This window comes from Microcoleus sp. Pol14D4 (assembly GCF_036701245.1).
In the GTDB taxonomy this organism is placed as follows: Bacteria; Cyanobacteriota; Cyanobacteriia; order Cyanobacteriales; family Microcoleaceae; genus Microcoleus.
Genome location: NZ_JAUBQM010000009.1, coordinates 61,124 through 73,740, shown reverse-complemented (window position 1 = coordinate 73,740; position 12,617 = coordinate 61,124). Strand labels below are relative to the sequence as shown.

The following is a 12,617-nucleotide window of genomic DNA, read 5'->3' as shown; positions in this document are numbered from 1 at the left end:
TGGGTCTAAATGTCTTGACAGCTAAACGGTTCTGCCATCCCGACAACAACTCGACGCGAACCAGAAAATGGGGTGCGTCCGTGCGCGGCTAGCATATTATCTAGCAGCAAGACATCTCCTTCTTCCCAAGGGAAAACTATCGTTTCTTGCTGATAGCAGCGACGAATTTCGTCTAATATAAAATCTTCAATGGGCGAGCCATCGCCGTAATAAGCATTGCGGGGTAAATCTTCCTGCTTGAAAGAAGTTAAAAGCTCTTTGCGAACGACGGGTTCTAGATTGGAAATGTGGAAGAGGTGAGCTTGATTAAACCACACCATTTCCTGCGTTTTTGGATGCCCAGCGACAGCTTGACATATTTGCCGAGTTCTCAAGCGATCGCCACTTTTCCATTCTAGCTCAATTCCCGCTTTTTTGCAATACTCTTCTACCTCAATTTTGCTATCAGTATTGAAGACATTTTGCCAGGGCAAATCTACGCCACCGCCGTAATTTCGCACATACATAACCTTTTTTTGGGCAAACTTTTCTCTAATATTTGAATCCAGGCTTTCAAACACTTTGCGGCTGTTAGCGATCGGAGTTTCTCCTCCTTGTTCGGCTTTTTTAACGCAGAAAAAAGCAATTTTCAGCGGCCAATTGCGAGAATAAGCCATTTCATTGTGCAACGGGATGAATTGCTCGGCAGGATACTCGGTGGAAGTGTAGATATTTCCGCTCACCAAGCTACGCGGAGTTGAGCGAAAAGAATATTCCAACAAGTCGCCAGCAAGAGTTTGAATAAACTGCTCGAAACCATTCACCCCGCCGACTTCAAAGCCTCGAAAAAGTATTCCTCCGTGGTTCCATAACTGTGTTTCAATTGATGAGCGATTGTTCTGTGCCCAACCCGCGAGATTTAATTTTTCTACTGTTGGCTGAACAACTAGAGGTAGAAGGTTTTCGGGCTGGAGGTAGGCGGTTTTGACTAATTCCTCTGAGGATAGGCTGACGGCTTTGCGCCTAACCAATCCTAACTTTTGGGAATTGAGATTCTTTGTTTCTGTATTTGTCATAGTTTTTGGTTTGGTGAAAAAATTATCTCTTTTTCCCGAAAAAACCTGAGAGATTGAGATCAAATCCGTTAGCATCGGAACTATTCATCTCTCTGTTCTCTTCCTCTGCGTTCTCTGCGTACTCTGCGGTTTAATCATTCCAATGCAACCGGAATTGATATGAGCCATCATTTTCAACTTTTCATAACTTTGCGTTTAGCCATTTTTAATTTTTGAATTCCCGAAAGATGAATTTGTTTTTGCTGTTCAATTTGGTGCTGCCTTTCTGCTTCGGCAAGAATTTCTGCCAACTCGTCGATCCTGATATCTGGCTGGATGACTACCTGGTTGAGAAGGATTTGAAAACCTCTCACCATTCGGGCAAAAGTCGCAGCCTCAAATAAGTCTGTTTTGTACTCAAATAAGCCTTGGATTCCTTCTGAAGTCTCCCAGAGAGTGAGGCTTAAGTCGTGTCTCGACATACCGACATCGGATTCCAGAATGCTCAAGGTCAAACCAGCTAACTCCAGGGGTGGCATGGGTGCATTCTGGAGTACAAACCACACTTGAAACAGCGGGTTATAGCTGAGATTTCGCTCCGGCTGCAATTGCTCGACGAGCTTTTCAAAAGGGACATCCGGGTGAGCGTAAGCTGCTAACGCTACCTCGCGTGTTCGACCGAGTAGTTCGCGGAAAGTAGGATTACCTGCGGTGTCAATTCGCAGCACTAAAGTATTGACAAAAAATCCAATCAGCTCCTCTAATTCCAGGCGGTTGCGATTGGCAATGGGAGAGCCAATCGCGAGGTTATCCTGCTTTATTTGGCAGGATAGCAAGGATTGAAATGCTGCCAACAAGGTCATAAATAGGGTGACATCTTGTTGCTGGGCGAGGGTTTTCATCCTTTCAGTTAAAGAAGCAGAAACCACAAAAGATTGCTGCGATCCTCGGAAAGTTTGCACGGGAGAGCGCGGCCTATCAGTTGACAGCACAGCTAAACCGCCTCCCAATTGCTGTTTCCAATAAGCGAGCTGTTTTTCTAATTTCTCTCCCTGGAAATGCTGCCGCTGCCAACTGGTGAAGTCGGCATACTGCACGGGAAGTTCGGGCAGCGGAGAGGGTTTGTCAGTGGAAAAAGCTTCATAAAGTGCGGCCACTTCTCGCACCAAAACCCCCATAGACCAACCATCAGAAATAATGTGGTGTATCGTCAGCAGCAACACATATTCTGCCGAACCAAGTTGCAGGAGAGTGCCACGCAGTAAGGGATCTCGCGTTAAATCAAAGGGGCGTTGGGCTTCTTCAAGAGTACGCTGCTCAATTTCAGCTTGCTGCTCAGTTTCTGGTAAATGTTGCAAGTTTACCACCGACAAAGCGAAATTTAAGGAAGAAGAAATCAGTTGGACAGGTTGCTCGTCTACTTCTGCAAAAGCAGTCCGTAAAACTTCGTGACGCCGGACAATTTCATTGAGTGTTTGTTGCAGTGCTGATAAATTTAATTGTCCTTGCAAATGCACAGCAGCAGGAAGGTTGTAGGCAGGGTTTTCGGGAGACAATCGATCGAGGAACCACAGCCGTTGCTGGGCAAAAGAAAGGGGCGCATAATTTTGCTGCGATCGCCTGGGAATGCGCTTAGATTGCTCAGCCTGTACGGCCTCTTTGCCCAATGCTTTGAGAAGGAGCGCTCGCTTCTGGGGCGAGAGGTTTTTCAGTCGTTCTGAACGATTAGTAGACATCATAATTCACCTCCTCGCAGTGGTCGCTGTTTGTGATAGTTAAGGAAAGCTTTGCTGCTATTTTTAGCTGGTCGTTTAAAACAAAATTGATATCTGCTTCAGTGGTGAGGGGGTTGGCAAGGACGACTCGAAAAGCAACAATGGGAACGGTTTTGCCATAACAGGTGTTTTGCAAGGTTGTTCGCGATACGAAGGTGTGGCCGGCTCGCCGCTGGACTTCCTGAAGGCGCTCGTTAAATTGATTAATGAAGTGGTTGTCTGCTTCGGCCAGTTGTTTTTTGGCGGCTTTTTCCCTGAATGTTTCTGGAATGTAGCGGTATAAAAGAATATTAATTTCTGGTTCTAGCAGCAATTCAAATGCTAGATTTTCCCGAATTAAATTAGCCAAGTGCTGCGTTTTATGGATGCCTGCATCTATCAAAAACTCATAGCCTTGATGGCCGATGATATTCAACGCTGCTTGCAAGAACAAACTCACACCTGGTCGAGAGCCTTCGAGAGAGCGCTTACCTAGATCGATGGAATCTTTTCGCACCGTGTAGGGCGCGTGTTTTTCAATAACTTTGGCGGTTTGGGGATTGCGGAATAAAACCAGGCCAATTCCCATTGGCAAATACATTTGTTTGTGTCCATCTATGGTGACGGAATCTGCTAGTTGAATACCTGCGAATTTGTGTCGGTGACGCTCGGAAAAAAGCACGGGGCCACCCCAAGCGGCATCGACGTGAAAGTGAGCGTTTGCTTCTTGCGCGATCGCCGCTATTTCTGGAAGCGGATCGATACTTCCCGAATCCGTGCTGCCTGCAACACCGATAATTGCCAGAATGTGCAGATTGCGATCGCGGCATTCGGCTACAGTTTGGCGCAGCGCTGCCAAATCCATACGGTGATTGGAATCGGTGGGAATTTTTAGGAGATTGCGATCGCCAATGCCTAATAAACCGGCAGCCTTTTCAAAAGAATAGTGCATCAAACTGGAGCCGATTATCACCATTCCCTTGTAGCCGTAAAACTCTAAAGCTGCGTACAAGCCTTCTTTTTCAATGCCGCTAAAGTTATTTTTTGGCCCTAAAGAAGCGTTGCGAGCGCACCACATAGCTGTGATATTAGCTAGGGTGCCGCCCGTTGTCATGATACCGAGCGTGCTGTCACTTTTTTGAATGTGCTGGTTATAAAAATCCTCAGAAAAATCGTAAATTAATCGGTGCATCATTGCCAAAGTCTGGCGCTCGCAGGGGCTTAAAATTTTGGCCGTTTCCATCTTGACTAAATTTTGATTCATCGCGATTAAAAGCTTCGCGATCGGGCGCACAAAATAGGGAAGTGCGCTCGTCATGTGACCGATATATCGGGGCGAAGAGGTGTGAATGGAATGGGCAACGAGGGTTTGGGTCAAATCATCGATATAATTACCAACATCTGTAGGAAGGGCGGGAATTTTGTTTTCCGTAAACTGCTGAATAATTAACTCTAAGTCAATATATGTACTAGCGGTTTTTGCGTACAAAAAGTCTTGAACTAGGGCAGAAATTCGCTCCTCCATTGCTTCTTCTGCCAAAAATGACTTTTCTGAGGCACTGAATAGCTCCATTAACTTTTCTTCAACTGGGGTAATAGAGGCTTTTAATGGCTCCATTACATCGTGAGAATTTTGGGCTTTTACTGTTAGTTTATTCATGCGAACTTATCCTGTTATATCAAATCCGTTAGCATCGGAATCATTCATCTCTCTCTTCCCTTTCTCTGTATCCTCTGTGTCCTCTGCGGTTTAATCATTCCGATACAAGCGGAATGGATATTAAATGGGATTTTTAAATCTCCAATTCCCCACCTAACCCTTAAAAAGCAAAGGGGTTTTTGTGTTTTTTTAGCCACCCGATGTTTACTCAGTCAGCATCACAGTTTGTGCTGACTCTCCCTCACTCTTTTCTAAGAAATCGAGCAATTTATCTATCTGGTTAGCATCGGCATTGGCCAGAATTTCTTCCTCGATTAGTTCAGCTAAATTCCGAATGGTGGGAGCGGCAAAAAAATCGCACATCGCTAACTCTACCCCAAAGCACGATCGCACTCGCGATATTAACCGTGTTGCCATCAGAGAGTGACCGCCGAGGTCAAAAAAGTTTTGGTTACTTCCTACTTTTTCTAGCCCTAAAAGAGCAGTCCAAATCTCAGCAATTTCTTCCTCTGTGGGCGTTTGTGGCTCAGTGAAGGCTGTTTCATCAGAAACGCGATCGCACCTTTGAGATAAGGCGAGGCGGTCAATTTTTCCGTTGGGCGTTAGTGGCAGCGCATCTAATAGCACAAAAGCTGAAGGCACCATGTAATCGGGCAGTTTGTGCTTCAAGAATGAACGCAGTTCGGAAATAAGTTCTGGGTGCTGATTTCTGAACCCTGAGTTATGAACTAGGTAAGCGACTAGGCGTTGACTGCCCGGTGCATTTTCTTGAAGCAAAACAGCAGCGGTGGACACAGAAGAATGTTGAGAAAGTGCTGCCTCTATTTCTCCGAGTTCGATGCGGAAACCGCGAATTTTTACTTGGCAATCGCCACGGCCCAGAAATTCTATACTACCATCCGGCAGGTAACAACCAATATCGCCTGTTTTGAAAAAAAGTTTTTGATGAGAGTTACCGACAAAATCTAATTTTTCTTGCCCAAACGGATTAGAAATGAATTTCTCCGAGGTTAATTCGGGGCGGTTTAAGTAGCCCTGGGCTAATCCATCGCCGCCGACGTAAATCTCGCCGGGAATTCCTATGGGAACGGGCTGCAAATTGCGATCGAGCAGGTAAATTTGCGTATTGGCGATCGGGCGACCGATTGGCACTTTCTCGACACAGTGAGTTGCATCGTACCACGTCACGTCCGCAGCTACTTCCGAAGAGCCATAAAGATTGATTAATACCCGCTGGGGCATCTGCTCTCGAAATTGCTGGCAAAGTTCCACCGGCAGAGTTTCTCCGCTGCAAATCCAATAGTTTAATTGAGGCAAACGCCTGTCTAAATCGGGGAAGGAATCTAAGATAGCGCGCAACAAAGAAGGAACCAAAACCAGTCGCGTTACATTTTGCTTTGATAAGGTTTGAAGGAATTGGTTAATATCTTTGACGGCTCGATCGGGAATAATGACAGTGGGCAACCCATGCAGCAAAGGAGCAAAAATTTCCCAAACCGAATCGACAAAATTTAAGGACGTTTTTTGACAGCAAATATCTGCTTCTATAAAAGGGTAGGGGTTCCAAAAACAGCGATTGACTGTGCCTCGGTGGGTGCCGAGTACGCCTTTGGGAGTGCCTGTCGAGCCGGAAGTGTAGAGGACGTAAGCGAGGTTTTCGGCTTCTACTTTAACAGCGGGGTTGCGATCGCTCTGGCGGGAAATTTCCTGCCATTCGGCGTCGATACAGACGACTTTAGCGCTGTGTTCGGGGAGGGTTTCTAGGAGGTTTTTTTGAGTCAAAAGCACCGGAACTTTTGCGTCGGCCAGCATGAAGGATCGGCGTTCTTGGGGATAAGCAGGATCGAGAGGAACGTAAGCGGCACCTGCTTTTAAAATGCCCAAAATCGCTACTAGCATCGAGAGCGATCGCTCTAAGCAAATTCCCACCAAAACTTCGGGTTTTACACCTAGAGATTGCAGGTAATGCGCGATTTGGTTGGCTTTGGCATTCAATTCGCGGTAAGTCAATTGTTCATTTTCGCAAATTGCAGCCACTGCATCTGGGGTTCGCTCTGTTTGTGCTGCAAATAATTCGTGAATTGAGGAATTTTTTGGGTAATCCGCTTGGGTGTTGTTCCACTGGACAAGTAATTGTTGTTGTTCAGGGGCGCTTAATAAGGATAAATTGGATAGTTTTTGGTGAGGATTGGCAGCCATTCCTTCCAGTAAAGTTTGCAGGTGTTTGAGCATCCGCGCGATCGCACTGTCCTCAAAGTAGCTACGATCGAAAATAATTTTCAGCGTCAATTCCGCACCGGGCATCGCCATCACCGTTAGAGGATAATTCGTTGTTTCCAAGGAGCGAATATTCTCTACTTTTAAGTTGTGAATCTTCTCCTGCAAAGAAGCATCCGAGGGATAATTCTCAAAAACGACAAAACTCTCAAATAAAGGTAAACTCCGAGGAACTTCGCTCCATCCCTGTACCTCAACGAGGGGGGTAAACTCATACTGCCGCGCCTCAACTTGTTGCGCTTGGAGTTCTTTCAACCAGGATAAAATACTATCCTGTGGGTTAATTTTTACGCGCACTGGCAGAGGATTTACGAACAGTCCCACTACCGATTCAGCACCCATTAACTCTGGCGGTCGCCCGGAAACAACCGTACCAAAAACTACATCTTCCTCGCTGCTATATCGGCTCAAAAGTAGCGCCCAAGCTGCCTGTACGAGGGTATTTAATGTTAGCTGATGCTGGCGCGCTGCAGATTGCAGTGCGGCGGTGGCTGTTGCAGAAAATATCACCTGCTGTTCGCCACTACTTTCTAAACGGTTTCCCGCGACAATATTGCATCGGGCGATCGCAGTTGGAGCTGCAAAACCTTTGAGAGTTTGCCGCCAAAATGACTCAGCCGCAGATAAATCTTGCTGGTGCAGCCACGCGATGTAATCCCGATAAGGGCGAGGGCGTTTGAGGTGCAATTCCTCGCCCTGGGAGAAGGCTTGATAAAATGCAAAAACTTCCTCAAGCACGATCGCCAGCGACCACCCATCTAAAACTAAGTGGTGGTGGCTCAAAATAAACTGAAAAGTATCTGTTTCTAACTGCGCCAGTGCAATGCGAATCAAGGGAGCTGATGTCAAGTCAAAGCCCTGCTCTCGATCGGCTTTTAGGAACATTTCTAGCTGCTGTTGTTGTTCCGACGCAGAGAGCGATCGCCAGTCCATCTGCTGCCAAGATAATGCAGCCTGCTTGCGTACCGCTTGCACGGGTTCTTTCAAATTTTCCCACACGAAACAAGTCCGCAAAATGGGATGTCGCTCTACAACTTTTTGCCAACTATTTCTAAATGCAGAAACATTGAGATCGCCGCGCAATACGCACAGCAGTTGCCCGAAATATACGCCCGATTCTGGCTGGTAAAGAGAATGAAAGAGAATGCCCTGCTGCGCTGGGGAGAGGGGATAAAAATCTTCGATATTGCCTTTGATCATATTAAAGCTCTCCCAAAATTGCGGTAATGTTATCTAAATCGTCCTGGCCCCACTGGCTCCACTTAAACTCTGCAAAGTCAGAAGGAGTGCAGCCGCCGGCGTCGGGGGACTGACAGTATTGAATTAGCGATCGCAGCGATTCTATAAAGCCCGTTGCTAAATTTTCAATGCTTTCTCGTCGGTGAATGCTTTCGCTGTACGTCCAATCTAATTGCAGCTTGTTGCTGACAATAAATCCGTTAATTTCCAGCAGGTAACGTCGATTTCCGCGCGGGCTGCGAAGGGGGCCACTAGGCTCGGAGGACAGCATGAATAAAGAAGATTTCGGCAGCACTTGGTCAAACTGTCCGAGATAGTTAAAGCTTACCTCAGCTTGCGGCAATTTGTGCAAATTTTTAGCAGTTTCTGGGTTTAAATATCGTAAGATACCGAAGCCAACACCGCGATTTGGTACTGCGCGTAACTGCTCTTTCACTGATTTGATGGCAGAGCCTAGATCGGAATGTTTTTCTGAATTTAACAGGACAGGAAAAACTGCTGTAAACCAGCCGATTGTGCGCGACAAATCTACTCCCTCAAATATATCTTCGCGCCCGTGACCTTCTAAGTCCAGTAAAAGTGAGTTATTGCCAGTCCAGCGTGCAAATGCTTGACCTAAAGCAGTTAGCAATACATCGTTAATTTGCGTGCGGTAAACGGCAGGTACTTCTTGTAAGAGCAGTTTTGTTTCTTCAACACTCAAAGCAACGGATACTGTTTTTTCAGATGCAACTAAATTAGCTGCTGTGGGGAAATCTATTGGCAAGCTAGAAGTTGGTTGATGAGAAAGGGCGAACCAGTAATCGAACTCTCCCTGCAATTCGGGCGATCGCGCCCACTCCTGCAAGCGTTCTGCCCACTGCTTAAATGAGGTTGTTTTGGGCGGTAGCGCGGCTGTTTCGCCGCCACTAATTTGCCCGTAAGCTGTCTGAAAATCCTCAATTAAAATTCGCCAAGAAACAGCATCAACCGCTAAGTGATGAATGGCCAATAACAAGCGATTTGGCTGATGTTGACCCAAGTCAAATAGGGCAGCGCGAAGTAATGGCCCCTCTGACAAATTTAAACTGGCTTGCAACTGAGTGGCAGCATTTTGGAAAGCGGCTTCTCGCTCCTCTGGAGGTAGCGACGACAAATCAATGCAGGTAAACGGAGCAACCTCGTCAGGGCGAGCGATCGCCTGCTGCCAGCCCGATTCTCCTGGCACAAAACGCAGGCGCAGCGCGTCGTGGTGCTTCAGCAATTCCTGCAAAACTGACTCAATTAATGCAGGTTCGAGAGGTTGCTGCAACTCTAAAAGCACCGCCTGATTCCAGTGGTGCGGATCGGAGAGATTTTGCTCGAAAAACCATTGCTGAATCGGTGTCAGAGGAACTTCGCCAATGATTAATCCCTGTTCCGATTGTGGGGTCCCAGTTGTATCGGCGACGGTGGCTAACTGTGCAATAGTTTGGTGCTGAAACAGTTGTTTTGGTGTAAGTCGCAACCCCCCTCGATTGGCTTGAGAAATTACTTGAATGCTGAGGATAGAATCGCCGCCCAATTCAAAGAAATTGTCGTCAATTCCCACTTGTTCTAACCCCAATACTTGCGCCCAAATTTCCGCTAGGATTTTCTCAATAGCCGTGCGAGGCGCGGCGAATGCCTCTTCGAGTTCTGGCCGATCGCGATCCGGTGCAGGTAGTGCCTTGCGATCGACTTTGCCGTTGTTTGTTAAAGGCAGCGCCTCCAGCGTCACGAAAGCAGCAGGCACCATGTATTCCGGCAATTTTTGTTTCAGAAAGCAGCGGAGTTCGTGAATCAGTATTGAATGCTTATTTTGTGCTGCTGAGTTAGCAATGATATAAGCTACCAAGCGCTTATCGCCCGGTACATCTTCTCGCACTACAACCACAGCCTGGGTGACATCTGGATGCTGTCCTAGCGCTGCTTCAATTTCTCCTAACTCGATGCGGAAACCGCGCACTTTTACTTGGTGGTCAATTCGTCCCAAGTATTCAATATCGCCATTTGGCAGATAGCGAGCTAAGTCTCCCGATTTGTACAAGCGCGCTTTCAAACTGTCATTAAAAGGGTTCGGAATAAACCGATCGACCGTTAATTCTGGCTGATTGAGATAGCCCCGCGCGATGCCAGCACCACCAACGTAAATTTCCCCAGGGATGCCGATCGGAACGGGTTGGGAGTTGCGATCGAGCAGGTAAACTTGCAAGTCAGGAATTGGACGGCCAATAAGGCTGGCATTTTTACTTAAATCAGCGGCAGTCAGCGGCTGATAAGTGACGTGGACAGTTGTTTCTGTAATGCCATACATATTGACAAGTTGAGGGTGCCGATCGCCGTGCCGATCGAACCAAGGTTTTAAGCTTTGCAAGTCTAAAGCTTCCCCGCCAAAAATTACTAAGCGCAGGCTTAAATCTTCGCCAATTCCGACAGATTCTTCTGTTTTTATCAACTGGTAAAATGCAGAAGGAGTTTGGTTGAGAACTGTGACCTTTTCTTGGCATAGCAAGCTGTAAAAATCTTGGGGCGATCGGCTGACTGAATAAGGCACGATCGCAAGTCGCCCGCCGTATAGCAAAGCGCCCCAAATTTCCCACACTGAGAAGTCAAAAGCATAAGAGTGAAACAGCGTCCACACATCTTGCTCGTTGAAGTTGTACCGCGACTGGGTAGCAGTAAACAGGCGGACGACGTTTGAGTGAGGAACTAAAACGCCTTTGGGGATGCCAGTTGAGCCAGAAGTGTAGATGATATAGGCGAGATTTTCGGCAGTGGTGCCGCTGGCGGGATTTTCTTTGCTGTGTTGGGAGAAAGCACTTTTATCCCCATCGAGGCAAAGGATTTGGGCGCTACATTTGGGAAGGGTTTGCAACAACTTTTCCTCAGTCAGCAGCACATTTACCTGCGCGTCTTCGAGTATAAAAGCGAGGCGATCGCGCGGGTTGGCTGGATCGAGGGGAACGTAAGCGCCCCCGGCTTTGAGAATACCGAGAATGCCGATAATTGTATCGAGCGATCGCTCGACACAAATTCCCACCAAAACTTCTGGTTTAACGCCGAGTTGTTGCAGGTAATGCGCGAGTTGGTTGGCTCGTTCATTCAGCTCGCGGTAGGTGAGTTTTTGGTCTTCAAATACGACTCCAATGGCATCGGGAGTTCGCTCGACCTGCGCTTCAAATAATTGATGAATGCAGCGATCGCTCGAATAATCGGCGCGGGTATCATTCCACTCTACTAATAACTGATGCCGCTCTTTTTCCCCCAGCAACGGTAGCTCTTCAATCCGCCGCTCTGGGTTGGCAGCTATGCCCTCCAGCAAGGTGAGAAAATGCCCCGCCATCCGCCTAATAGTGACCGCATCAAATAAATCCGTACTGTATTCAAACTGACCGCTAATTTCTTCCTGCTTTTCTTCTAAATACAGCGTTAAGTCAACTTTTGCTGTCTGATTCTCAACATCTAAAAGAGTGAGATTTAGTCCGGCGATTGACTCGGCAGCAACAGGTGGAGTTTGCAAAACAAAAGCGACTTGGAACAGTGGATTGTAGCTCAAATTTCGCTCGGGTTGCAACTCTTCAACCAGTTTCTCAAACGGCAAATCCTGGTGAGCGTAAGCTTCTAAACTCACCTCCCGAATGCGATCGAGCAACTGCCGAAAAGTGCGATCGCCTGACAAATCAGTTCGCAATACCAAAGTATTGACAAAAAACCCGATTAGCCCTTGAATTTCCGCTCGGTTGCGGTTGGCGATGGGAGAGCCAACGGGGATATCTGCCTGTCCTGTATAGCGATAGAGCAACGTTTTAAAGGCTGCTAGCAGCGTCATAAACAGGGTGACATTTTCCTGGCGGCTGAGCTTTTTGAGGGCTTCCGTTAGCGTTTTCGGGATGAGGAATGATTCTTTCGCGCCCCGATAGGTTTGCACCGGGGGACGGGGGCGATCGGCTGGCAATTCCAGCAAGGGGGGAGCGCCACTAAGCTGTTTTTTCCAGTAGTTAAGTTGAGTTTGCAAGCGATCGCCCGCAAGCCATTCCCGCTGCCAAATAGCAAAATCGGCGTACTGTATGGAAAGTTCGGGAAGTGGGGATGGTTTGCCAATAGAAAACGCTTCGTAAAGTGCTGCTAATTCTTGCAGAAATACTCCGATTGACCAGCCATCAAAAATAATGTGGTGTAGCGTCAGCAGCAAGACATATTCCTCAGCATCTAACTGTAGCAAACTAGCTCGCAACAGCGGCCCTTTGGTTAAATCAAAAGGTTGGCTAGCTTCTTCTGCCGCCAGTTGTTTTACTTTTTCTTCTCGCTCAGTTTTCGCCAATTTTTGCAACTCTAAAACTTGCAGCCCGAAATTAAATTTCTGACCAACCACCTGCACAGGTTGACCGTCTACAGTGGCAAATGTAGTCCGCAAAGCTTCGTGACGGCGCACAATTTCCTTCAAACTTAGCTCTAGCACTACTACATTTAGCCTGCCTTTTAGTAACACAGCCGCCGGAAGGTTGTAAAAAGGGTTTCCCGGTTCAAATTGGTCAATAAACCACAGTCTTTGCTGGGCAAAAGAGGTGGGAAATGCAAATACTTCTTCTTCCGCAGTATTTGCCGAATCGCGAGTATCTGTTGGAGGTTTTTCGGAAAAATGCACCGTCATTG

At 47.2% G+C, this 12,617-nt stretch carries 5 protein-coding genes; all 5 read right to left on the bottom strand.

Annotated features, from left to right (window positions below; all coding sequences use genetic code 11):
- Nucleotides 1-5: 5 nt before the first annotated feature.
- The gene (locus tag QUA33_RS06410) at nt 6-1,055 is read right to left on the bottom strand and encodes a TauD/TfdA family dioxygenase (RefSeq protein ID WP_333147412.1); all 1,050 of its coding nucleotides are present in this window, start codon (nt 1,053-1,055) and stop codon (nt 6-8) included.
- A 173-nt stretch (nt 1,056-1,228) separates the two neighbouring features.
- The gene (locus tag QUA33_RS06405) at nt 1,229-2,773 is read right to left on the bottom strand and encodes a condensation domain-containing protein (protein WP_333147409.1); all 1,545 of its coding nucleotides are present in this window, start codon (nt 2,771-2,773) and stop codon (nt 1,229-1,231) included.
- Nucleotides 2,760-4,448 (bottom strand): pyridoxal-dependent aspartate 1-decarboxylase PanP, encoded by a 1,689-nt coding sequence (gene panP, locus QUA33_RS06400; protein ID WP_333147408.1) that lies wholly within the window; start codon nt 4,446-4,448, stop codon nt 2,760-2,762. Before panP ends, QUA33_RS06405 begins: the two co-directional genes overlap by 14 nt.
- A gap of 204 nt (nt 4,449-4,652) precedes the next feature.
- A complete protein-coding gene (locus QUA33_RS06395) occupies nt 4,653-7,925 on the bottom strand; it encodes an amino acid adenylation domain-containing protein (RefSeq protein ID WP_333147406.1) in 3,273 nt (1,090 codons plus the stop codon).
- Nucleotide 7,926: 1 nt separating this feature from the next.
- Nucleotides 7,927-12,615 (bottom strand): amino acid adenylation domain-containing protein, encoded by a 4,689-nt coding sequence (locus tag QUA33_RS06390; protein WP_333147404.1) that lies wholly within the window; start codon nt 12,613-12,615, stop codon nt 7,927-7,929.
- Between the last annotated feature and the right edge of the window lie 2 nt (nt 12,616-12,617).

What these genes read in the sequence shown, in the direction of transcription:
- QUA33_RS06410 (WP_333147412.1), bottom strand. Translation starts at nt 1,055, where the DNA reads ATGACAAATACAGAAACAAAGAATCTCAATTCCCAAAAGTTAGGATTG.
- QUA33_RS06405 (WP_333147409.1), bottom strand. Translation starts at nt 2,773, where the DNA reads ATGATGTCTACTAATCGTTCAGAACGACTGAAAAACCTCTCGCCCCAG.
- panP (WP_333147408.1), bottom strand. Translation starts at nt 4,448, where the DNA reads ATGAATAAACTAACAGTAAAAGCCCAAAATTCTCACGATGTAATGGAG.
- QUA33_RS06395 (WP_333147406.1), bottom strand. Translation starts at nt 7,925, where the DNA reads ATGATCAAAGGCAATATCGAAGATTTTTATCCCCTCTCCCCAGCGCAG.
- QUA33_RS06390 (WP_333147404.1), bottom strand. Translation starts at nt 12,615, where the DNA reads ATGACGGTGCATTTTTCCGAAAAACCTCCAACAGATACTCGCGATTCG.